Consider the following 21,511-nt stretch of genomic DNA (forward strand, 5'->3'; position numbering starts at 1 on the left):
GACCCCCTGAACATCCCCTTTTCTTTCTCAGGAACCCCACCATGACCTGGAACGTCCGCATCGGCATCAATCCCCTGTCCTGGATGAACGACGACCTGCCCTCGCTGGGCGGCGAGACCCCGCTGGAGACGGCGCTCTCCGAGGGCCGCGAGATCGGCTACGCCGGCTTCGAGCTGGGCAACAAGTTCCCGAAGGACGGCCCCGGCCTGAAGGCCAAGCTCGACGAGTTCGGCCTGGTCTGCGTCTCGGGCTGGTACTCCGGCTTCCTGGCCGAAGTGCCGGCCGGCCAGACCGACGCCCAGGCGGTCGCCGCCGAGATCGAGCGCGCCCAGGCCCACCTGCGCAAGCTGCAGTACAACGGCGTCAAGGTCGTCGTCTACGGCGAGTGCGCCGGCACCATCCAGGGCCAGATCGACACGCCGGTGGCCAAGCGTCCGAAGTTCAAGGACGAAGCCGCCTGGGCCGCCTACGCTGCGCGCCTGAACGCCTTCGGCCAGCACCTGATCGACACCTACGGCATCAAGCTGGCCTACCACCACCACATGGGCGCCTATGTCGAGAGCCCGGCCGACGTCGACAAGCTGATGGCCCTGACCGATCCGGCCAAGGTCTTCCTGCTGTTCGACACCGGCCACGCCTACTTCGGCGGCGCCGCCGATCCGGTCGCGGTGCTGAAGAAGCATGTCGGCCGCGTGGTGCATGTGCACTGCAAGGACGTGCGCGCCCAGGTCATCGCCAAGGCCCGCAACGACGGCTGGAGCTTCCTGCACGGCGTCATCAACGGCACCTTCACCGTGCCCGGCGACGGCGTGATCGACTACGACGCGGTGCTCTCGACGCTGCACGACGCCGGCTACGAAGGCTGGCTGGTGGTCGAGGCCGAGCAGGATCCGGCCGTGGCCCCGAGCTACGAGTACGCCAAGAAGGGCTACGACACGCTGCGCGCCATCGTCGACCGCATCGACGCCACCGCGGTCTGACGCCTCACCCGCCAGGAGCCGACATGCCCCAGTCCCCCCTGCTGGTCAAGGCCGCCGCCGGCCGCCAGATCTGCGACATCACCCCCGAGAGCGCCGGCTGGACGCACGTCGGTTTCCGCGCGCTGCGCCTGGAGGCCGGCGCGATCGAATCGTTCGAGACCGGCTCGCGCGAACTCTGCCTGGTCGTGCTGACCGGCACGGTCGACGTGACGGTCGGCGGTGCGACGCACGCCGGCCTGGGCTCGCGCGAGAGCGTCTTCGAGGAGAAGTCGCCCGACGCGCTCTACGTGCCCGGCGGCGAGACGGTCGTCATCACCGCGCGCGGCGCGGCGGAAGTGGCGCTGTGCACCGCCCCGTACGAGGGCGGCAAGTCGGTGCGCCGCATCGACGGCAGCTCCATGCGCCGCAGCGTGCGCGGCCAGGGCAGCAACACCCGCTACGTCTGCGACGTGCTGATGGCCGACGACCCGACCGCCGACCACCTGCTGGTGACCGAGGTCATCACGCCGGGCGGCCACTCGAGCAGCTACCCCCCGCACAAGCACGACCGCGACGTGCCGCCGGAGGAGACGCTGCTGGAGGAAACCTACTACCACCGGCTCAACCCGCCGCAGGGCTTCGCCTTCCAGCGCGTCTACACCGACGACCGCAGCCTCGACGAGGCCTGCGTGGTCGAGGACCACGACGTGGTGATGGTGCCGCGCGGCTACCACCCCTGCGTGGCGCCGCACGGCTACGACCTGTACTACCTCAACGTGATGGCCGGTCCCGGCCGCGCCTGGCATTTCAGGAACGACCCGGCGCACGAGTGGATGCTGCAGACCCCGCCCAAGGCCTGACCTGAATCGCCTCAGGCCGCCTGGGCCTGCAGACGGAAATCGCCGACCAGCTCGCCGAGCCGGTCGGCCTGTTCGGTCAGCGCGCTGACCGCGGCGGCGGTCTGTTCGGCCATCGCGGCATTCTGCTGCGCCACCGCGTCGAGCTGCTGCAGCGCGCCACGGGTCTGCTCCAGACCGCCCATCTGGCCGCTGGCCTGCTGCGAGATGGTGCTGATCAGGCCGAAGACCTGCTCGATCGAGCACATCAGCGCCTGCGTGCTGTCGCCGGCCAGGCGCACCTGCTGCGAGCCGGCCGCGACCTTGTCGAGCGAGTCGCCGATCAGCGACTTGATCTCGCGCGCAGCCTGGGTGCTGCGCTGCGCCAGGCTGCGCACCTCGCCGGCGACCACCGCGAAGCCGCGGCCCTGCTCGCCGGCCCGGGCGGCTTCCACCGCCGCGTTCAGCGCCAGGATGTTGGTCTGGAAGGCGATGCCGTCGATGATGCCGATGATGTCGGAGATCTTGCGCGCGGCCGCCTCGACCGCGCCCATCGTCGACACCGCCTGCGAGACCGTGCGCCCGCCATGGGTGGCGACCTCGCTGGCCGAGCGCGCCAGCTCGTCGGCCTGACGGGCCGAGCCGCCCGTCTCGGTGACCGAGCCGCTCAGCGTGTCGAGCGTGCCCAGCGTCACCTGCAGCGTGGCGGCGGCCTGCTCGGCACGCTGGCTCAGGTCCTGGCTGCCGCTGGCGAGCTCGCCGCCGGCCAGGCTGATCGAGGCCGCGGCCTCGTGCACGCCGCTGACCATCCGGTTCATCTGCTGACGAAGCTCCTCGAGCGCCTGCAGCACCTCGCCGATCTCGTCGGCGCGGCCCGGCGGGATCGGCCGCGACAGGTCGTGCGAGGCCATCTGCGCGGCGGCATCGACCGCCTGGCGCAGGCCGCGGCCGATGTCGCGCGTCAGCCAGGTGCCCAGTCCGGCCGCCACAAGCAAGGCCAGCACCGCGCCGCCGAGCAGCACCTGACGGGCCTGCGCGGCCACCGGCGCGGCCGCCTCCGCCACCTGGCGCTGCGTGGCATCGTCCCAGTCGCTGAGCGCACGCAGCGCCTGCGTCCAGGCGACCAGCCGTTCTTCCTGCTTTTCCTGCTCGTAGCTCATCGCGACCCGGATGCCGAAGGCCACCGCCGCCTCGCCGCGGCTGGCGTATTCCTTGCGCGCCTGCGCGATGATGATCACGGCCTGGTCCTGGGCGGCGCGTGCCGCGTCCAGCAGCCTGCGCCCTTGCGGATCGGTCACGGTCGTGCGGGCCAGGTCGAAGCCGGCGCTGCAGTTCTTCACATGGCCTTCGAGATGCCTGTAGAGCACCTCGATCGAGGTCGGATCGGCCGCGGCGAAGCTGCGCAGCGTCGAGCCGTAGGCCTGGGCGCAGCGCTCGAGGTCGCGCACCATGCGGCTGCGCTCGGCCTCCGCACCGGCCAGGCGCACCAGCGTGCGGTCCAGCAGCTGGATGCGCTGCAGCGCCAGGCCGCTCAGGGCCAGCAGCAGCAGCAGCATCGCGGCAAAACCCAGGGCCAGCCGGTGGGACAGACGCAGGCCGGCACGAGAGGAGCGGTGAGAGGCGACGGTCATGGCAGAGGATTCGGACAAGGTAACGGAAGGGTCCGTGCACTCTGCCGCAGTGGAAATGGTTCGCATGCGCGGATATCCGGACGGGAACACCGCCATTCCGTGTCCGGAACCCGTTCCCCGGCCAGTCCGGGCGGCGTGGCAGATGGCACGTTCAATATTGCGATTTGCGGGAGACCCGGGGGCGATTCCGGAGCGATTCCGGGCGAAACTTCCGGATCAGAGATCTGCCCGTCCCACGGGCCTGCCACCCCGATGCCCGCCCTTGCTCCCGTTCCGATCGCGCGTGTCCTGCTGGCCTGGCTGCTGCCGGTGCTTCTGGTGCTTCTGGTGCTGATGCCTGCCGCCGCCAGCCCGGCGCGCGAACCCGAGGCGGTGACGGATCTGTCCGCGCTGGCGGCCGGGCAGGCGGTCGCGCTGGTCGAGTCGATGCAGGTGCTGCAGCAGCCCCTCGGACAGGTCTCCCAGGCCGCCGAAGTGCTCGCCCGGCCCGGCTGGCGCCCGGCCACGGTGGCCAACCGCAATGCCTCCTGGAAGCGGTCGGCCGTCTGGCTGACCGGCCTGGTGACCCAGCACGGCGACCGCCCGCTGGCCTGCCGCATCACGCTCGGGCCCACGCGCATCGGCACCGTCGAGATGCTCGCGCTCGATGCGCAGACCGGCGCGCTGCTGGCGCGCCGGCTGGAGGGGCCGCGCATGCTCGAGCGGGCCCGCACCGTCGATCATCTCGAGGCGATGCTGCCCTTCGACCTGGCGCCCGGCCAGACGGTGCGGCTGCTGATCCGCGCCGAGGACCTGACGGTGGCCACCACCGAGGTCCATGCCCGCGACGAAAGCGCCTACGTCCGCCACCAGGCGCTGAGCCTGCTCGGCGAGGCGGTGATGTTCACGCTGACGCTGCTGCTGTGCCTGCTGGTGCTGTGCTCGCGCGACCGCGGCATGATCGTGGTCGGCGGCTGGCTGCTGGCGGGCGTGTGCTTCGAGTCGCTGTTCAGCGGCCAGCTGCTGCTGATGCTGCTGCCGGTGCTGCTGCCGTGGAACGTCGGGCTGTTCACGCTGCTGGGCGCGCTGTGCACCGGCCTGTTCGGGGTGGCCTCGCTGGTGCTGCTGCGGCTGGACGTGCGCCAGCGCTGGCCGATGATGCTGCTGGCCAGCGCGGTGCTCGGCGTGATCGTCGGCCTGAGCGCCTTTGCCGTCACCGACACCAATCCGGCCCGGAAGGCAGTCAACCTCATCGGGTTCGTCACCCTGCTGCTGTGGCCGCTGGCGGCCTGGCGCAGCCCGACGCCGCTCGACGAGGAGCGCCACCGGCTGCGCTGGATGCTGACGCTGAGCTGGGCGGTGCTGCTGGTCTACGTGATGCTGGCGCGGGGCGCGCCGCATCCGCAGGCCCTGCAGCTGCTGCAGGACGAGCTGCGGCTGGACCGGCTGGTCATCGGCGCCACGCTGATGGTGCAGTTCTCGATCTGGCGCAACCGGCGCCGGGCGGCAATGCGGCGCACCGAGTTCCTGGCCTTCCATGACGCGCTGACCGGCCTGCCCAACCGGGTCAGCGCCGTCGAGCGTCTGCAGCAGGCGCTCGACCGCCAGGCGCCGGAGCAGGACGCGACGCTGGCCGTGCTCTATCTCGACCTCGACAAGTTCAAGCAGGTCAACGACACCCACGGCCATGCGCTGGGCGACCGGCTGCTGCGCGCGGTGGCCGAGCGCATGCGCGCCAGCCTGGGCGAGGCCGGCAGCGTCTTTCGCCTGTCCGGCGACGAGTTCATGGCCATCGTGCCTGAGGCCGGGCCGGACGGCGAGCGTGCCCGCGCGCTGGCCGAGGCCCTGCTGGCGGCGATGGATCCGCCGCTCGATCTCGGCGGCCAGCAGGTGCCGGCCGGCCTGTCGATCGGCATCGCGCTGGCGCCGCACCATGGCCGCGATGCCGAGACGCTGATGCGCCATGCCGATGCCGCGCTCTACGCGGCCAAGCGCGACGGCGAGCGCGGCATGATGCTGTTCGCGCCGCCGATGCTGGCCTGGCTGACCGAGCGCATGCAGCTGCGCGCGGCGCTGCACCGGTCGCTGCGCCAGGGCGACTTCCAGCTCGAGTTCCAGCCGCTGCGCCGGCTGCGCGACGGCCGCGTCACCGGCGTCGAGGCGCTGCTGCGCTGGCGCCTGCCCGACGGCTCGGTGCCGGCCTCGCCCGAGCGCTTCATCCCGGTGGCCGAGGAAAGCGGCCTGATCGTGCCGCTGGGCGACTGGGTGCTCGACGAGGCCTGCCGCCAGGCCTCGCGCTGGCCGGATCTGGTGGTCGCGGTCAACGTCTCGGCGGTGCAGTTCCGCGCCGGCGACCTGGCCCGGCGCGTCGCGCAGGCGCTCGAGCGCAACCGGCTGCCCGCGCACCGCCTCGAGCTGGAGCTGACCGAGTCGGTGCTGATCGGCCACGAGGACGAGGCGCTGGGATGGCTGGCCGAGCTGCGCGCGATGGGCGTGCGCCTGGCGATCGACGACTTCGGCACCGGCTATTCCAGCCTGTCCTACCTGCACCGCTTTGCCGTCGACCGGCTGAAGATCGACCGCAGCTTCATGCTGCAGATGGAAGCCTCGAGCGGCAGCGGCAACGCCGCGATGGTGGCCACCATCGTGCAGATCGCGCGCCGGCTCGGGCTGGAGACGGTGGCCGAAGGCGTCGAGTCGCCGGCCACCTTCGCGCGGCTGGCCCTGCTGGGCTGCGACATCGTCCAGGGCCATGCGGTCGCCCGGCCGATGTCGGCCGAGGCGCTGCAGCACTGGCTGACGGGCCGGTCCGAGATCGTCCAGGCCTGAATCCCCTCGAATCCTGCAGGCCGGGCTGCACACATCGGCGCCGGCTCGGCGAAAATCGCGGATTCCCGTTCCTTCGTTCCGCGCAGCCCGCGCGGGACAGCCCGAGAAAGCTGCCATGCCCGCCTACCGTTCGAAGACCTCCACCGCCGGCCGCAACATGGCCGGAGCCCGTTCCCTGTGGCGCGCCACCGGCATGAAGGATGACGACTTCTCGAAGCCGATCATCGCCATCGCCAACAGCTTCACCCAGTTCGTGCCGGGTCACGTCCACCTGAAGGACCTGGGCCAGCTGGTCGCCCGCGAGATCGAGGCCGCCGGCGGCGTCGCCAAGGAATTCAACACGATCGCCGTGGACGACGGCATCGCGATGGGCCACGACGGCATGCTGTACTCGCTCCCCAGCCGCGACCTGATCGCCGACTCGGTCGAGTTCATGGTCAACGCCCACTGCGCCGACGCGCTGGTGTGCATCAGCAACTGCGACAAGATCACCCCCGGAATGCTGATGGCCGCGATGCGCCTGAACATCCCGGTCGTCTTCGTCTCGGGCGGCCCGATGGAGGCCGGCAAGGTGCGCCTGGCCGTGCCGGGCACCCAGACCGTGCAGATCAAGAAGCTGGACCTGGTCGATGCCATGGTCATGGCCGTCGACAGCAAGGTCTCGGACGCCGATCTGGCCGAGGTCGAGCGCTCGGCCTGCCCGACCTGCGGCTCGTGCTCGGGCATGTTCACCGCCAACTCGATGAACTGCCTGACCGAGGCGCTGGGCCTCTCCTTGCCGGGCAACGGCACGGTGGTGGCCACGCACGCCGACCGCGAACAGCTCTTCAAGCGCGCCGGTCGTCTGGCCGTCGAGCTGTGCAAGCGCTGGTACGAGCAGGACGATGCCAGCGTTCTGCCGCGCTCGATCGGCTTCAAGGCCTTCGAGAACGCGATGACGCTGGACATCGCGATGGGCGGCTCGACCAACACCATCCTGCACCTGCTGGCCATCGCCCAGGAGGCCGGCATCGACTTCACGATGGCCGACATCGACCGCCTGTCGCGCGTCGTGCCGCAGCTGTGCAAGGTCGCGCCCAACACCAACAAGTACCACATCGAGGACGTGCACCGCGCCGGCGGCATCATGGCCATCCTGGGCGAGCTGGACCGCGCCGGCAAGCTGCACACCGACGTGCCAACCATCCACGCGCCGACGATGAAGGACGCGCTGGACCAATGGGACATCGCCCGCGCGCCGTCCGACGAGGTGAAGACCTTCTACATGGCCGGCCCGGCCGGCATCCCGACCCAGGTCGCGTTCAGCCAGGCCACCCGCTGGCCGAGCCTGGACCTGGACCGCGCCGAGGGCTGCATCCGCTCGAACGAGCACGCCTTCAGCAAGGAAGGCGGCCTGGCGGTGCTGCGCGGCAACATCGCCCTGGACGGCTGCGTGGTCAAGACCGCGGGCGTGGACGAGTCCATCCTGGTGTTCGAGGGCTCGGCCTACGTGACCGAATCGCAGGACGAGGCGGTGGCCGACATCCTGGCCGACAAGGTCAAGGCCGGCGACGTGGTGATCGTGCGCTACGAAGGCCCGAAGGGCGGCCCGGGCATGCAGGAGATGCTCTACCCCACCAGCTACATCAAGTCCAAGGGTCTGGGCAAGGCCTGCGCGCTGCTGACCGACGGCCGCTTCTCGGGCGGCACCTCGGGCCTGTCCATCGGCCACTGCTCGCCGGAAGCCGCGGCCGGCGGCGCAATCGGCCTGGTGAAGAACGGCGACCGCATCCGCATCGACATCCCGAACCGCTCGATCAATGTGCTGGTGAGCGACGAAGAGCTGGCCGCTCGCCGCGCCGAGCAGGACGCCAAGGGCTGGAAGCCGGCCCAGGCGCGTCCGCGCCAGGTCTCGGCCGCGCTGAAGGCCTACGCGCTGCTGGCCACCAGCGCCGACAAGGGCGCGGTGCGCGACCTGTCGAAGCTGGAAGGCTGAGGCTCAGCGCGGTCAGTCTTCCCGCCGGTGCCCGGGCAATCTGCCCGGGCGCGCGCACGGGTCGCACGCCTAGGATCGACCTCGTCCACATTCCACGACGAGGAGACCTCCATGAGCCCTGCTCTTTCCCTTGCCCGCTCGGCCCGACCCTGGGCAGCCGCCCTGCTGGGCGCCGCCGCGCTGCTGACGGCCATGCAGGCCCGCGCCGCGCTGCATGTCGAGGAAAGCACCGAGCTGGCCGCGCCGCCCGAGAAGGTCTGGGCGCTTGTCGGCCAGTTCGGCTCGCTGGCCTGGCACCCGGTGGTCGCCGAGACCCGCACCGACGGCGCCGACCCGAACCGCCCGGGCTGCCAGCGCACCATCACGACCCGCGACGGCGCACGGCTGGTCGAGGCGCTGCAGGACTACCGCGCCGACGAGCGCCTGCTGAGCTACCGCATCGTCGAGTCGCCGCTGCCGGTCAGCGGCTACCGCTCGACGCTGCGGGTTCTGCCGGCGCCCGGGGGCTCGCGGGTGGTCTGGAGCAGCGACTTCGAGCGCGATCCGGCCGCCGCCGGCGTCAGCGACGAGCAGGCGCGCGAGATCGTCGCGGGCATCTACCGCAGCGGCTTCGAGGGGCTGCGCGGCGCCCTGGGCGCACCGCGCTGAAGGCCGGCCGGCACGCCCCCCGCGCACAGGCTCAGCGCCTGAGCAGCACCGTCATGCCCGGCTTCAGGTCGGCCACCTCGCAGTAGCCGATCGCGCCGGGCGTGCGCTGCACATGCGCCACCATGTCCGCCGGCGTGGCCAGCTCGCGCGGCGGCGTGCCCTTGCCGATGTAGCGGCGCACCGTCCAGTAGGCGACATAGTCCTCGTCGCGCTGCTGCAGCACGCTGCCCAGGAAGCGCTGGCGCAGCGGCTGGCCCGGCGCGAGCTGCGCCGGAAATACCGGCTGGCCGTCGACCTCGATCATGCGGCCGGTGTAGATGCGCCGCAGCGACTCGGCGTCGAGGGCGCGCAGCGAGGCGTTGGCCACCACCACCAGGCCTTCGTCGGCCCGCACCGCGGCGCCCGAGGCCAGCAGCAGCGCCGCCGGGGTCCCGAGGAGGAATGCACGTCGTTTCATCGCGGCCTCCTCAGAACACGAAGCTGTAGTTGACCGACAGCACGTCGACGCTGCGCGGCTTCAGCAGGCTTTCGCCGGCCGGCACGTCGATCATCGCCGAGCGCTTCGCGCGGGTGTGCGACCACTCGGCCTTGAGCTTGCTCGTCGGCGTCAGCGCCCAGGCCAGGCCCAGCGCCACCGAGTTCTGCCGGTAGCTCGGCACGCGATCGGCGGCCAGGCGCATCGTCGCGTTCAGCATGGCGCTGCCGGGCACCATCGCCGGCACCTGCGTGCTCTCGAGCTGCTCGCCGATCTCGTAGGACGAGCCGGTCGAGTGCAGCCAGGCCAGGCTGACATAGGGCGTCAGCCGGCCCATGCTGCGCGAGACCGTCAGCGCACCGGCCCAGGCGTCCATGCCCATGTGCGTGTCGGCCTGGACCAGGCGCACCAGCTCGGGAGAGACGCGCCAGCCCTGCGGCAGGCCGAACTCGCCGCCCAGCACGAACAGGTAGTTCCGGAACGAGTCCACCGACTCGACGCCCGGCCCGGGCAGCGCGTTGCTGGTCTGCCAGTAGCCCACCCCCGGCCCGAGCGGAGCCCAGGTCGGCCGCACCAGGATGCCGCTCTGGTCGTTCATGCGGGTGCGCACGGCGTGCGCGCCGGCGCGGATCTTGGTGCGCTCGTCCGACCAGGTCAGCACGATCCCGGTGGCACGGGTGGTCACCCGGCTGATCCCCTCGCCGGCCGGCACCAGCGGCGGCAGGCCCTCGCGGGTCCAGCTTCGCCGCTTCACTCCGGTCGAGCCGCTGTAGACATCGACGCTCAGCTCGCCGCCGCCGAGGTCCATGCTGTGCGAGACATGGGCGCCGGAGAGATCGCTGGTCGGCGCGATGGTGTAGAGCTCGGCCGGCAGCCGCGCCTCGTCGTAGGTCTGGCCGACGTCGAGCTGCTCGGAGCGCAGGAAGAAAGGCACGCGCAGCTTGCCGCCACGCACCAGCCAGTTGTTGTCGGGCCGCCAGGCGACGAAGGCCCAGGACGGCCGCAGCGACCAGGCCGAGCCGTTCTCGTCGGACGGGGCCAGCCGCGCCTGCAGCGTCGCCGACCATTCCGGCGAGAACTGCGCGTCGAGCTGCGCGCCCAGCACGCTGTCGCGCCGGACCGTGCCGTCGTCGTCGATGTGGCGCTGGTAGCGCCAGGCGCGGTTCGACTGCGCCCAGCCGAGCGTGCCGAAGGCCGACCAGCCCAGCACCGGATGCGCCGGCGCGGGCACGGCGGCGGCCTCGGGCGGCAGGTCGGGCGGCTCGGCCTGGGCCGCAGCCGCCCCGGCCCAGGCGGCCAGCAGCGCCGCCAGCAGCCGGGCCACGGGAAATGTCCTGATCATCGCTTCAGTCCCTCCAGGTCGCGGCGATCTCGAGAAAGCGGGGCTCGAGCGCCTGCAGCGCACGCACGATGTCCGGATCGAAGTGCGTGCCGGACGCGGCAGCGATGCGCTGCATCGCGTCCTCGTGCGGGAAGGGCTCCTTGTACGGCCGGCGGCTGATCAGCGCGTCGTAGACATCGGCCACCGCCATCAGCCGTGCCGCCAGCGGAATGTCCGTGCCGGCCAGGCCGTCCGGATAGCCGCTGCCGTCCCAGCGCTCGTGGTGGTGGCGCGCGATCTGCATCGCGTAGCCCAGGAAGGTCTGCTCGCCGCCCAGCCGCTGCGCGGCGCGGTGCAGGATCTCCCAGCCGTGGATCGTGTGGCCCTTCATCACCGCGAATTCTTCGGTGCTCAGCGGCCCGCGCTTGAGCAGGATATGGTCCGGAATCGCCACCTTGCCGATGTCATGCAGCGGCGCCGACTTCGCCAGCAGCTCGATGCGGCCGGCGTCGAGCGGCTCGGCGCGGCCGGGCCGGGCCTGCGGATGCGCCGCGATGTGCTCGGCCAGCACCCGCACGTATTCCTGCGTGCGCTTGACATGGTTGCCGGTGTCCTCGTCGCGGAACTCGGCCAGCGAGACCATCACGAACAGCGTCGTGTCGCGCAGCCGCTCGACGTCGAGCAGGCGCTGGCGCAGCTCGCTCTCCAGGCCGTCGCCGCGCGCCTGCAGCGTGTCGTGCCAGGCCTTGAGCTGCAGGTGGGTGCGCACCCGCGCGCGCACGATCGGCGGGCTGATCGGCTTGTGGATGAAGTCGACCGCGCCGGCCTCGAAGCCGCGCGCCTCGTCCTCGGGCTGGCACAGCGCGGTGACGAAGACGACCGGGACATGGCGGGTGCGCGGATCGGCCTTGAGCTGGCGGCAGACCGCGTAGCCGTCCATCTCCGGCATCATCACGTCGAGCAGGATCAGGTCCGGGCACTCGCGGCGCACCAGCTCGAGCGCACGCGCGCCGGAGTTGGCCAGGCGCACCTGGTAGTCGCGGTTGAGCAGGCCGGCCATCAGGCTCAGGTTGGCCGGCGTGTCGTCGACGACCAGCAGCACCGGCATCGCGGACGGAGAGGCTTCGGGGCTGGACGTCACGGCGTCGTCTCCTGGGGCAGCGGGGGCGCGGGGGGCGCGGGCAGGCACTCGAGCGCACGCTCGAAGTCGCAATGGCGGATCGCCTCGTCGAGCGCGCGCGCCGACGGCGGCGGCAGCGCGGCGCGCAGCGCCTCGCCCTGCTCGGTCCACAGCACCAGCGCCTGGCTGTCGCCGACGCCGAGCAGCTCGCGCAGCCGCTCCCAGCGCGCCTCGATCTCGCCGGCGCCGCCACGCTGCGCCGCGTCCTCGGGCAGGACCGCCGCGTCGACCGCGCCGCCCTCGGCGTCACGGCCGCCGGCGCCCGCAGGCCGCACGGGCGGGCAGTGCGCCAGCTGTTCGAGCACCTGCGCCAGCGCCGCATCGAGCCGCCAGGCGGCGGCCTGCAGCCCGTCGCGGCCGGCCTGAGACTGCAGGCGGCGCTCGAGCTCGACCGACGCGGTGCAGACCTCCTCCATGCCGAGCTGGCGGCCCAGCCCCTTGAGCGTGTGCGCCTCGCGGCCGAGCTCGGCCAGCGCGTCGCGGGCCAGCAGCGCCCGGAACCCGCCCTCGGCGTCCAGCGGGGCGTAATGCAGGGCGAACTGCTCCAGGCAGGTGCGGGCCAGCGTCTCGGACAGGCACTGGCGCGTCGCCGCGGCCAGGTCGATGTCGCGCCAGGGCGAGGCCGGCGCGGCCGCCGCCACGGCGGGCGGCGCAGCCGGCGGCCCGGACGGCTGCGGCGAGGGCAGCGCCTGCGCGCCGGCCGGCCGGTAGGCCTTCAGCGTCTCGACCAGGCCGGCCGGATCGATCGGCTTGGCGATGTGGCCGCGCATGCCCAGCGCCAGGCAGCGATCGCGCTCCTCCACCATCGCGTGCGCGGTCATCGCCAGGATCGGCAGCTCGCGCCACTCGGCGCGCTCGCGGATCGCGCGGGTGGCCTCGTAGCCGTCCATCACCGGCATCTGCAGGTCCATCAGCACCACGTCGAAGGCGCCGGCGCCGGCCTGCTCCAGGCGCTCGATCGCCTCCGCGCCATGCACGGCCACCTCGACCTGCGCGCCCGAGCGCGCCAGCAGCTCGCAGGCGAGCTGGCGGTTGACCGGGTTGTCCTCGACCAGCAGCACGCGCAGGCCCTGCAGCGCCCGGGCACCGGCGTCGTCATCGGCCGGCGGCGGCCCCTGCACCGGCACGCTCCCCGGGGCGAGCAGCCGGCGCAGCGCCTCCGGCACGATCGGCTTGGGCAGGAAGCCCAGCGCGCCGGCCTGCAGCGCGCTGGCGCGCAGGCTGTCCCAGCCATAGGCGGAGATCACCATCACCCGCGCCGGACGCACCGGCAGGTCGCGCAGCGCCCGCAGCACGCCGCCGCCGTCGATGTCGGGCAGCACCCAGTCGAGCAGCACCAGGTCGAAGGGCGCACCGGCCGCGGCGCTGGCCTCGACGCGCTCGATCACCTGCGCGCCGCAGCCGACCGCCTCGATCATGCCGCCCGCGCCGGCGCCCACGCCCAGCGCGCGCAGCTGGCTGACCAGCGCGGTGCGGCTCTCGGCATGATCGTCGGCGACCAGCACCCGCATCGCACCGATCTGCTGCAGCGGCAGCACCGCGGCCGCCGCCGAGGCCGGCACCGGCTGCACCGGCAGCGTCAGCGTGAAGCGCGAACCCCGCCCGGCCTCGCTGTCGACCGTCAGGCTGCCGCCCATCAGCTCGGCGAGCCGGCGCGCGATCGTCAGCCCGAGGCCGGTGCCGCCGTAGCGGCGCGTCGTCGAACCGTCGGCCTGGGTGAACTCGTGGAACAGCCGCGCGCGCTGCTCCGGCGTCAGGCCGATGCCGGTGTCCTCGACCGAGAAGACCAGCTCGGCGCGGTCCGTGCCCGGCAGCGGCCGGCGGTCGACACGCAGCCGCACATGCCCCTGGCGGGTGAACTTGACCGCGTTCGACATCAGGTTGTTGAGGATCTGTCCGATGCGCAGCGGATCGCCGCGGAAGCCGCCCTGCTCGCCCAGCAGCGCCGGGTCGGCGTATTCGCACAGCAGCTCGATGCCCTTGTCCTGCGCCTGGTCGCGCAGCAGCATCAGCGGCGCGTCGACCAGCTCCTCGACGCGGCAGGGCACCGACTCGATCGCCAGCTTGCCGGCCTCGATCTTCGAGAAGTCGAGGATGTCGTTGAGGATGCCCAGCAGCATCGTCGAGGCGCGGTGGACCTTGTTCAGGTAGTCGCGCTGCTGGGCGTCGAGCGTCGTGCCCAGCGCCAGATGCGTCATGCCGATGATCGCGTTCATCGGCGTGCGGATCTCGTGGCTCATGTTGGCGAGAAAGCGCGACTTGGCCTGCGTGGCGTCCTCGGCCTGGCGGCGCGCCGCCTCCAGGTCGCGCTGATGGCGCTCGCGGTGGGCCAGGTCCTCCTCGATCGAGGCGGCCATGCGGTCGAGCGTCGTGGCCAGCGCGTCGATCTCGGCCATGCGCGGGCCCTCGTCGCGGCGGCTGCGCTCGCGGTACTGGCCGGCGGCGTAGGCCTGCGCGATCTCCGCCAGATGGTCGATCGGCCGCAGCACGCGCCGCTGCACCACCACCAGCGCGCCCAGCACCGCGGCGATCAGCACCAGGTCAACGCTCTGCGCCGCATCCGAGAAGCGACCGAGCCGGCGCCCGGCCGCACGCACCTCGGCCAGCGTGCGCTCGTCGGTGCGCCGCGCCAGCAGCGCCACCGCGTCGGCCAGACCGGCCCCCAGCGCGGTGTAGTCGCGGCCATGCACCAGCGCACGGGCGAACTCCGGCTCCGGACGGTGATCGGAGGTGAAGTCGCGCGCGGCGACGTCGTAGAGGCCCTGGGTCGCGGCGAAGGCGATCTGCTCGATGCCGCGCAGCCGGCCGGTGGCCTGCAGCACCGCCTGCATGCCCTGCAGCTCGGCGTCGGTGAAGTCCAGCTCGCGCATGCGCTGCTGCAGCGAGCGCGGCGGCAGCGTGGCCGACAGCCGGTGCTCGCGCCGCCCGGCCAGCACATGCTCCCAGTACAGCCCCGGCTCGCCGTCGGGCGGCGGCTTCTCGCCGGCGCGCACCGCCAGGATGTCGTAGTAGAGCATCAGGTAGCGCGGCTCGGCGGTGGCCACGTAGGCCCGCACCAGCCGCCCCAGGCGCTGCGTCTCCTGCTCGAGCTCGCCGACCAGGCGCTGCGAGGCATCGCGCCGCTGCGCGGCCTGCTGCGCGGCCTGGTAGGCCTGGCCGATCGCGTACAGGAAGCCGAAGTGGATCGCCAGCGCGACGATGACCAGCGCGAAGAAGCCGTGCGAGACGGTGCGCAGCCTCAGGCCCTGCCCGCGCATCGCGCAGGCCCCCGCGGGGCCGGGGCCGGACGGCGGAACGGAAATCGGATCGGGCTCGGGAGTCGTCACGGCGGGAAAGTCGGTGGTCATCGCGGCGGACGCGCCGCGACAGGACGTCGACTTCCCTTATCGGCCAACCCGGACGACGCCTGAACCGCGCTCCCGCCGCGCGGCCCGCCTCAAAGATCCAGCACCAGCCGCGACGACTTCGCCCGCGAGCAGCACGGCAGGAACTGGTCGCCAGCGGCCTGCTCCTCGGGCGTCAGGTACTGGTCGCGGTGGTCGGGCTCGCCGGCGATCACCCGGGTCAGGCAGGTGCCGCAGACGCCCTCGCCGCAGGAGGAGAGGATCTCGATGCCCCCGGCGCCGAGCGCCTCGACCACCGTCTGGTCGGCGCGCACGCTGATGACGCGGCCGCTGTGCGCCAGCTCCACCTCGAAGGCCTCGTCCTCCTCGACCGGTCCGCCGTCGCCGCCTTCCAGCGCCGGATCGGCGGCGAAGCGCTCCCAGTGCAGGCGCGACTCGGCCCAGCCCTGGCGGCGCGCCTCGGCCAGCGCCGCGTCGATCAGGCCGGCCGGGCCGCAGACCTGCAGCGCGGTGCCCGGCGGCTGGGCGGCCAGCAGCGCGGGCAGGTCCAGGCGCTGCGCCGGGTCGCCGTCGTCCAGGTGCACGACCGCGTCGCCCGCGCCCGGCAGATCGCGCAGGCCGGCGCCGAAGGGCACCCGCGCCGCCGTGCGGCAGGCCAGGTGCAGCGCGAACGGCCGCGCGCCCCGCGCCAGCACCGCGGCCATCGACAGCAGCGGCGTCAGCCCGATGCCGCCGGCCAGCAGCAGCACCTTCGGCGCCTGCGCGTCCAGCGGGAAGCGCGCCTTGGGCGGGCCGATCTGCAGCCGGGTCCACGGCAGCAGCAGCTCGTGCACGGCCACCGAGCCGCCGCGCGACGCCGGCTCGCGCAGCACCGCGATGCGGTAGCGGCGCCGGTCGCTCGGGTCGCCGTAGAGCGAGTACGGCCGGATCATGCCGCCGGGCAGGAAGAGCTCGATGTGCGCGCCGGCCTCGAAGGCGGGCAGCTCGCCGCCCTCGTCGTCGACCAGATCGAGCGCGACGATGTCCTGGGCCACGCGCTCGCGGCGCTCGACCCGCACCCAGCGGCGCGCGGGCAGGTTCATCGCGCCGCTCATGCGCGCTCCGCCGCGACCAGGCGATCGATCACGCGCCGGGCCTGCACGCCGCCGGCGTCGATGTTGAGCATCAGCAGGCGCCGCTCGGGATGCTGCTGCAGGTTGAGCTGCTGACGCTCGAGCATCTCGCGGTCCTCGGCGAAGATGCGGCCCTGGCCCTCGCGGATGGAGGCGGTCAGCTCGGCGTCCTCGCTGCGGAAGCGCCGCGCCATGCCCCAGAAGTACCAGATGCTGGTCTCGGTCTCGGGCGTGATGAAGTCGGTCACCACCGAGGAGGCCTTGGCCTCGGCCGGCGCGTCGAAGCCGCCCTGGCCCGCCAGCGCCACGCCGACGTCGATCAGGATCTGGCTCGGCGGCAGGAAGCGGCAGATCTGCCAGCGGTCCACCGTCGCGCTGTCGTCCAGGCCGTTGGCGCGCATGGCCATCTTCCAGAACGGCGGCGCCTGGATGCCGTTCATGAAGCGGCTGGTGACGACCTGGTCGCCCTCGGTGCGGGTGCTGCACGGCGTCTCGTCGATCTCGGGCTGGCCGATGCTGGTGGCGTGCACATAGGTCTCGTGCGTCAGGTCCATCAGGTTGTCGATCATCAGCCGGTAGTCGCAGGCGATGTGATAGAGGCCGCCGCCGTGCGCCCAGCCGGGCTCGTCGACCCAGGGCAGGCGCGGCAGCGGCGCATCCTCGGCCTGCGCGGCCTCGCCCGGCCAGACCCAGATGTAGCCGCCGTGCTCGCGCACCGCGAAGCGCTTCAGGCAGGGGAAGCCGCGCACCCGCTGACCCGGCATCGCCACCGTGCGGCCGTCCCCGCCCATCTCCAGGCCGTGGTAGCCGCAGACCAGCCGGCCGTCGCAGACCCGGCCCAGCGACAGCGGCGCGCCGCGGTGCGGGCAGAAGTCCTCGACCGCCGCGACCCGGCCGTCGGCCTCGCGCCAGAAGACCAGGGCCTCGCCGCAGATGCGGCGTCCCAGCGGCCGGCCCTCGATCTCGTCGGGCGTGGCGGCCACATACCAGGCGTTCTTCGGAAACATCGTGCTGCGCTCCTGATCCTTGTCGGTCATCTTGATTCAGTATGCTGAATGATGATCCTGAGCCGGGCCGGGACCGATCGTGGTTTACCCCGACGGCAATTCAGTCGGACGGCGGGAATTCCGGCATCGGCTCCTGCACCGGCGCCGCGCCGGCCAGCAGCTTGCGCAGCAGCCGCATCAGCTCCTGCTGCTCGCCGGGCTCGAGCACGTCCATCAGCGTCGCCTGCATCGTCACCATCGGCGCGCGCAGGCCGGCCAGCAGCGCCTGGCCCTCGGGCGTCAGGTAGAGCGCACGCTGGCGCCGCGCCAGCAGCTCGCGCACGATCCAGCCCTTGCGCTCCAGGCGCACCGCGGTCTCGGCGGTGGTCGAGGTGTCGAGCGCGATCTCGGCCGCCAGCGTCACCTGGTCGATGCCGGGCCGGGCCTCGAGCGCGCGCAGCACCGCGTACTGCACCGGCGTGACATCGCGGCCGAGGTTCTCGTGGAACAGCGCCACCGCGAGCTGATGCGCGCGGCGGATCAGATGGCCGGCCTGGTCGGTCAGCGCGATGTCGTCGGCAGGACCGGCAGCAGGGAAATCGGAGGTCGGGATCGTCATGGCGGCCGACACTCTAGCCCAGCCGCGCCGGCTGCGCCCCCGACTTCCGCCTGGCCTGCTCGATCACCGGCATGCTGCCCTCGATCCAGTCCGCGAGATCCTGCACACGTTCGGCCACCTCGCGGCCCAGCGGCGTCAGGCTGTACTCGACATGCGGCGGCACCACCGGATGCGCCACGCGCAGCACGATCGCGTCGGCCTCCAGCGCCTGCAGCGTCTGCGCCAGCATCTTCTCGCTGACGCCGCCGATGACCCGGCGCAGGTCGCTGAAGCGGTGCGTGCCCCGGCGCAGCGCCACCAGCACCAGCACGCCCCAGCGGCTGGTCACATGGCGCAGCACCTCGCGCGAGGGGCAGGCCTCGGCGAACAGGTCGCCGCGCAGCAGCGGCTCGTCGCTTGTCGACATCGTCACTTACCTTTCCGTATGTACTTACGGAAAGTTAGCCTGAAAGGCAGCATGGCGTCCATCGATTCCCGATGCCCCTGCCCTGTTTCTGGAGAAGCTCATGATCGTCATCACCGGTGCCACCGGCCAGCTCGGCCGCCTCGTCATCCAGTCGCTGCTCGAGCGCGGCGCCACGCCCGCCTCCCTGGTCGCCGCGGTGCGCCAGCCGGCGCGCGCTGCCGATCTGGCCGCGCTGGGCGTGCAGGTCCGCCAGGCCGACTACGAGCAGCCCGAGACGCTGCAGACCGCCTTCGCCGGCGCCGAGAAGGTGCTGCTGATCTCCTCGAACGAGCTGGGCCGCCGCGCCGCGCAGCACCGCGCGGTGATCGACGCGGCCCGCGCCGCCGGCGTGGGCCTGCTGGCCTACACCAGCGTGCTGCGCGCCGACTCGTCCGAGCTCGGCCTGGCCGGCGAGCACCGCGAGACCGAGGCGATGCTGGCCGCCAGCGGCCTGCCGCATGTGCTGCTGCGCAACGGCTGGTACACCGAGAACTACCTGGCCAGCGTGCCGGCGGCGCTGCAGCACGGCGTCGTGCTGGGCAGCGCGGGCACGGGCCGCATTGCCTCGGCCGCGCGCGCCGACTATGCGGCCGCCGCCGCCGCGGTGCTGCTGGCCCCGGTGGCCGAGCAGGCCGGCCGGGTGCACGAGCTGGCCGGTGCGCCGGCCTGGACGCTGGCCGAGTTCGCCGCCGAACTCGGCCGCCTGAGCGGCCGCAGCATTCCCTATCAGGACCTGCCGCCGGCCGAATACCAGGGCATCCTGGCCGGCGCCGGCCTGCCGGGACCGCTGGCCGAGCTGCTGGCCGACTCGGACGCCTGCGCCTCGCGCGGCGCGCTCGACGGCAGCGACGCGGCGCTGCGGGCGCTGATCGGCCGTCCGGCCACGGCCTGGACCGCTCAGCTCGCCGCCGCGCTGTCGGCCTGATCGGGCCGGGCCAGCACCTTGCCAGGGTTGAGCAGGCCCTGCGGGTCGAGCGCGGCCTTGAGGCGCGCCATCAGCCGCAGCTCGTGGGCGCTCTTGTAGCGCGCGACCTCCGCGACCTTGAGCTGGCCGACGCCGTGCTCGGCGCTGACCGAGCCGCCCAGCGCATGCACCGCGTCATGCACGCAGGCGTAGATCTCGTCCTGCCGCGCGACCAGGGCCTCGGCATCGAAGCCGGGGCCGCTCAGCACGTTGTAGTGCAGGTTGCCGTCGCCCAGGTGCCCGAAGGGCATGATGCGCAGGCCGGGAAAGCGCGCGGCCAGCCGCGCGCCGGTCTCGCGCATGAACGGCGGGATGCGCGAGATCGGCAGCGCCACGTCGTGCTTCAGGCTGCGACCGGCCTGGGCCTGCGCCAGCGTGATGCTCTCGCGCAGGTGCCAGAGCGCGCGCCCGTGCGCCAGGCTCTCGGCGATGACCGCGTCCAGCACCTCGCCCGCCTCCAGCGCCGCGCCCAGCACCGCCTCGAAGCGCTCGCGGCCGTGCTGCTCGCTCTCGGCATCCGACATCTCCAGCAGCGCGAACCAGGGCGCCTGCGCGCCCTCGCCGGCGAAGGGCAGGCGCTGCGTCGGGAAGGTCGCGGTGACCAGGGCCAGGCAGTCGGCCGACATCAGCTCGAAGCCGGTCAGCGCCGCGCCGAAGCCCGAGCGCGCGCGCGACAGCAGGGCCAGCGCCGACTCGAGGTCCGGCACCGCCAGCATCGCGGTGCAGCGCGCCGCCGGCAGCGGATGCAGCTTCAGCGTCGCCGCGGTGATGAGGCCCAGCGTGCCCTCGCTGCCGATGTAGAGATCGCGCAGGTCGTAGCCGGTGTTGTCCTTGCGCAGCGCGCGCAGGCCGTGCCAGACCTCGCCCTCGGCGTCGACCACCTCCAGGCCCAGGCAGAGCTCGCGCATGTTGCCGTAGCGCAGCACCTGGGTGCCGCCGGCGTTGGTCGCCAGGTTGCCGCCGATGGTGCAGCTGCCTTCGGCCGCCAGGCTCAAGGGAAATAGGCGCCCGGCCGCCTGCGCGGCCTGCTGCACCGTCTGCAGCAGACAGCCGGCCTCGACCGTCATCGAGTCGTTGTCGGTGTCGATCTCGCGGATGCGGTCGAGCCTCGTCAGCAGCAGCACGATCGCGCGGCCGCTGGCGTCGGGCGTGGCGCCGCCGCACAGGCCGGTGTTGCCGCCCTGCGGCACGATCGGCACGCCGGCGGCGGCGCAGCAGCGCACCACCGCCGCCACCTCGGCCGTGCTGCCCGGGCGCACCACCGCGCGCGCGGCGCCGCGGAAATGGCCGCGCCAGTCGACCAGAAAGGGCGCGGCCTGCTCGCCGCCCAGCACATGGGCGGCGCCGACGAGGGCGCGCAGGCTCTGCAGGAAGTCGTCGTGGCTCATCGGCTCGGTCGGGTGGGATTTGTATTGGTTTCAGTGGCTGGCGATCAGGCCGCCGTCGACCCGCAGCTGCGAGCCGGTGATGTAGGAGGCGCCGGCGCTGGCCAGGAAGGCCACCGCGTGGGCGAATTCGGCCGGCGTGCCGGTGCGTCCGGCCGGAATCGTGGCGCGGCTGGCCGCCTCGACCTCGGCCAGCGTGCGGCCCTCGCGCTGCGCCTTCGCGCCGTCGAGCACCGTCAGCCGCGGCGTGGCGATGCGCCCGGGAATGACGATGTTGACCGTCACGCCCTCGGCGGCGACCTCGCGCGCCAGCGTCTTCGACCAGCCCACCAGCGCCATGCGCAGCGCGTTCGACAGCGCCAGATTCGGGATCGGCGCCACCGTGCCGGACGAGGTGCTGGTGATGATGCGGCCCCAGCCGCGTGCGCGCATGCCCGGCAGCACGCCCGCGCTGATCGCCATCACCGAGGCCACCATCGCGCGGAACTGCGCCTCGAGCTGCGCGGCATCGAAATGGCTCGCCGGCGTCGGCGGCGGCCCGCCGGTGTTGTTGAACAGGATGTCGACCGGGCCGGCTTCGGCCTCGATCGCGGCCAGATGGCCGGGCACCGCGTCCAGATCGCCGAGATCCCAGACGCGGGCGGTGGCGGTGGCGCCGATCGCCTGCAGCCGCGCGAGCGTGGCCTGCAGCGGGCCGGCGCTGCGCCCGGCCGCGACGATGCGCACGCCCTCGCGCGCCAGCGCCTCGCAGACCGCCGAGCCCAGGCCGCCGCCTGCGCCGAGAACGAGCGCGGTGCGCCCGGAAATGCCGTAGTCCATGGTG

Annotated in this window: 17 protein-coding genes; 6 read left to right on the top strand and 11 right to left on the bottom strand. The window is 72.8% G+C overall.

Annotated features, from left to right (window positions below; translation table 11 throughout):
* The first annotated feature begins 41 nt into the window (after positions 1-41).
* Both iolE and iolB read left to right on the top strand, forming a co-directional pair.
* Positions 42-980, top strand: coding sequence for a myo-inosose-2 dehydratase (gene iolE, locus HNQ01_RS03155; RefSeq protein WP_173803877.1), 939 nt, complete (start codon positions 42-44; stop codon positions 978-980).
* A 23-nt stretch (positions 981-1,003) separates the two neighbouring features.
* On the top strand, positions 1,004-1,819 hold the full coding sequence (gene iolB, locus HNQ01_RS03160; RefSeq protein ID WP_173803878.1) for a 5-deoxy-glucuronate isomerase: 816 nt from the start codon (positions 1,004-1,006) through the stop codon (positions 1,817-1,819).
* 11 nt (positions 1,820-1,830) lie between these two features.
* Here iolB and HNQ01_RS03165 read toward each other — a convergent pair whose 3' ends face one another.
* Positions 1,831-3,426, bottom strand: coding sequence for a methyl-accepting chemotaxis protein (locus HNQ01_RS03165; RefSeq protein WP_173803879.1), 1,596 nt, complete (start codon positions 3,424-3,426; stop codon positions 1,831-1,833).
* A gap of 252 nt (positions 3,427-3,678) precedes the next feature.
* Here HNQ01_RS03165 and HNQ01_RS03170 point away from each other — a divergent pair, with 252 nt between their 5' ends.
* From HNQ01_RS03170 to HNQ01_RS03180, 3 genes are all read left to right on the top strand, one after another.
* Positions 3,679-6,234 (top strand): EAL domain-containing protein, encoded by a 2,556-nt coding sequence (locus tag HNQ01_RS03170; protein WP_173803880.1) that lies wholly within the window; start codon positions 3,679-3,681, stop codon positions 6,232-6,234.
* Between the two features lie 115 nt (positions 6,235-6,349).
* Positions 6,350-8,209 (top strand): dihydroxy-acid dehydratase, encoded by a 1,860-nt coding sequence (gene ilvD / locus HNQ01_RS03175; protein WP_173803881.1) that lies wholly within the window; start codon positions 6,350-6,352, stop codon positions 8,207-8,209.
* A 111-nt stretch (positions 8,210-8,320) separates the two neighbouring features.
* On the top strand, positions 8,321-8,857 hold the full coding sequence (locus tag HNQ01_RS03180; RefSeq protein WP_173803882.1) for an SRPBCC family protein: 537 nt from the start codon (positions 8,321-8,323) through the stop codon (positions 8,855-8,857).
* 31 nt (positions 8,858-8,888) lie between these two features.
* Here HNQ01_RS03180 and HNQ01_RS03185 read toward each other — a convergent pair whose 3' ends face one another.
* The 8 genes from HNQ01_RS03185 to HNQ01_RS03220 form a co-directional block, all read right to left on the bottom strand.
* Positions 8,889-9,314, bottom strand: coding sequence for a type 2 periplasmic-binding domain-containing protein (locus HNQ01_RS03185; protein ID WP_286180431.1), 426 nt, complete (start codon positions 9,312-9,314; stop codon positions 8,889-8,891).
* A gap of 10 nt (positions 9,315-9,324) precedes the next feature.
* Positions 9,325-10,674: a porin family protein gene (locus HNQ01_RS03190; protein ID WP_173803883.1), complete on the bottom strand. Its 1,350-nt coding sequence runs from the start codon at positions 10,672-10,674 to the stop codon at positions 9,325-9,327.
* A 4-nt stretch (positions 10,675-10,678) separates the two neighbouring features.
* On the bottom strand, positions 10,679-11,794 hold the full coding sequence (locus tag HNQ01_RS03195; protein WP_353621626.1) for a response regulator: 1,116 nt from the start codon (positions 11,792-11,794) through the stop codon (positions 10,679-10,681).
* A complete protein-coding gene (locus tag HNQ01_RS03200) occupies positions 11,791-15,159 on the bottom strand; it encodes a hybrid sensor histidine kinase/response regulator (RefSeq protein ID WP_173803884.1) in 3,369 nt (1,122 codons plus the stop codon). Before HNQ01_RS03200 ends, HNQ01_RS03195 begins: the two co-directional genes overlap by 4 nt.
* A gap of 110 nt (positions 15,160-15,269) precedes the next feature.
* Positions 15,270-16,271 (bottom strand): PDR/VanB family oxidoreductase, encoded by a 1,002-nt coding sequence (locus HNQ01_RS03205; RefSeq protein WP_286180432.1) that lies wholly within the window; start codon positions 16,269-16,271, stop codon positions 15,270-15,272.
* Positions 16,268-17,296, bottom strand: coding sequence for an aromatic ring-hydroxylating oxygenase subunit alpha (locus HNQ01_RS03210; RefSeq protein ID WP_173804077.1), 1,029 nt, complete (start codon positions 17,294-17,296; stop codon positions 16,268-16,270). Before HNQ01_RS03210 ends, HNQ01_RS03205 begins: the two co-directional genes overlap by 4 nt.
* A gap of 100 nt (positions 17,297-17,396) precedes the next feature.
* Positions 17,397-17,894, bottom strand: a complete 498-nt coding sequence (locus tag HNQ01_RS03215) for a MarR family winged helix-turn-helix transcriptional regulator (protein ID WP_173803885.1) — start codon at positions 17,892-17,894, stop codon at positions 17,397-17,399.
* Positions 17,895-17,907: 13 nt separating this feature from the next.
* The gene (locus tag HNQ01_RS03220) at positions 17,908-18,300 is read right to left on the bottom strand and encodes a winged helix-turn-helix transcriptional regulator (RefSeq protein WP_076458838.1); all 393 of its coding nucleotides are present in this window, start codon (positions 18,298-18,300) and stop codon (positions 17,908-17,910) included.
* Positions 18,301-18,400: 100 nt separating this feature from the next.
* On the opposite strand from HNQ01_RS03220, the gene HNQ01_RS03225 reads away from it, so the two are divergent.
* Positions 18,401-19,264 (top strand): SDR family oxidoreductase, encoded by an 864-nt coding sequence (locus tag HNQ01_RS03225; RefSeq protein ID WP_173803886.1) that lies wholly within the window; start codon positions 18,401-18,403, stop codon positions 19,262-19,264.
* Here the strand turns inward: HNQ01_RS03225 and HNQ01_RS03230 are convergent.
* Complete coding sequence (locus HNQ01_RS03230) at positions 19,237-20,691, bottom strand: FAD-binding oxidoreductase (RefSeq protein ID WP_173803887.1); 1,455 nt, start codon at positions 20,689-20,691, stop codon at positions 19,237-19,239. The two genes, HNQ01_RS03225 and HNQ01_RS03230, sit on opposite strands and share 28 nt — an antisense overlap.
* Positions 20,692-20,721: 30 nt before the next feature.
* The gene (locus HNQ01_RS03235; protein ID WP_173803888.1) at positions 20,722-21,507 is read right to left on the bottom strand and encodes an SDR family oxidoreductase; all 786 of its coding nucleotides are present in this window, start codon (positions 21,505-21,507) and stop codon (positions 20,722-20,724) included.
* Positions 21,508-21,511 lie beyond the last annotated feature (4 nt).

Source organism: Sphaerotilus uruguayifluvii (genome assembly GCF_013294065.1).
Lineage (GTDB): Bacteria > Pseudomonadota > Gammaproteobacteria > Burkholderiales > Burkholderiaceae_C > Sphaerotilus > Sphaerotilus uruguayifluvii.

What these genes read in the sequence shown, in the direction of transcription:
- iolE (WP_173803877.1), top strand. Translation starts at nt 42, where the DNA reads ATGACCTGGAACGTCCGCATCGGCATCAATCCCCTGTCCTGGATGAAC.
- iolB (WP_173803878.1), top strand. Translation starts at nt 1,004, where the DNA reads ATGCCCCAGTCCCCCCTGCTGGTCAAGGCCGCCGCCGGCCGCCAGATC.
- HNQ01_RS03165 (WP_173803879.1), bottom strand. Translation starts at nt 3,426, where the DNA reads ATGACCGTCGCCTCTCACCGCTCCTCTCGTGCCGGCCTGCGTCTGTCC.
- HNQ01_RS03170 (WP_173803880.1), top strand. Translation starts at nt 3,679, where the DNA reads ATGCCCGCCCTTGCTCCCGTTCCGATCGCGCGTGTCCTGCTGGCCTGG.
- ilvD (WP_173803881.1), top strand. Translation starts at nt 6,350, where the DNA reads ATGCCCGCCTACCGTTCGAAGACCTCCACCGCCGGCCGCAACATGGCC.
- HNQ01_RS03180 (WP_173803882.1), top strand. Translation starts at nt 8,321, where the DNA reads ATGAGCCCTGCTCTTTCCCTTGCCCGCTCGGCCCGACCCTGGGCAGCC.
- HNQ01_RS03185 (WP_286180431.1), bottom strand. Translation starts at nt 9,314, where the DNA reads ATGAAACGACGTGCATTCCTCCTCGGGACCCCGGCGGCGCTGCTGCTG.
- HNQ01_RS03190 (WP_173803883.1), bottom strand. Translation starts at nt 10,674, where the DNA reads ATGATCAGGACATTTCCCGTGGCCCGGCTGCTGGCGGCGCTGCTGGCC.
- HNQ01_RS03205 (WP_286180432.1), bottom strand. Translation starts at nt 16,271, where the DNA reads ATGAGCGGCGCGATGAACCTGCCCGCGCGCCGCTGGGTGCGGGTCGAG.
- HNQ01_RS03210 (WP_173804077.1), bottom strand. Translation starts at nt 17,296, where the DNA reads ATGTTTCCGAAGAACGCCTGGTATGTGGCCGCCACGCCCGACGAGATC.
- HNQ01_RS03215 (WP_173803885.1), bottom strand. Translation starts at nt 17,894, where the DNA reads ATGACGATCCCGACCTCCGATTTCCCTGCTGCCGGTCCTGCCGACGAC.
- HNQ01_RS03220 (WP_076458838.1), bottom strand. Translation starts at nt 18,300, where the DNA reads ATGTCGACAAGCGACGAGCCGCTGCTGCGCGGCGACCTGTTCGCCGAG.
- HNQ01_RS03225 (WP_173803886.1), top strand. Translation starts at nt 18,401, where the DNA reads ATGATCGTCATCACCGGTGCCACCGGCCAGCTCGGCCGCCTCGTCATC.
- HNQ01_RS03230 (WP_173803887.1), bottom strand. Translation starts at nt 20,691, where the DNA reads ATGAGCCACGACGACTTCCTGCAGAGCCTGCGCGCCCTCGTCGGCGCC.
- HNQ01_RS03235 (WP_173803888.1), bottom strand. Translation starts at nt 21,507, where the DNA reads ATGGACTACGGCATTTCCGGGCGCACCGCGCTCGTTCTCGGCGCAGGC.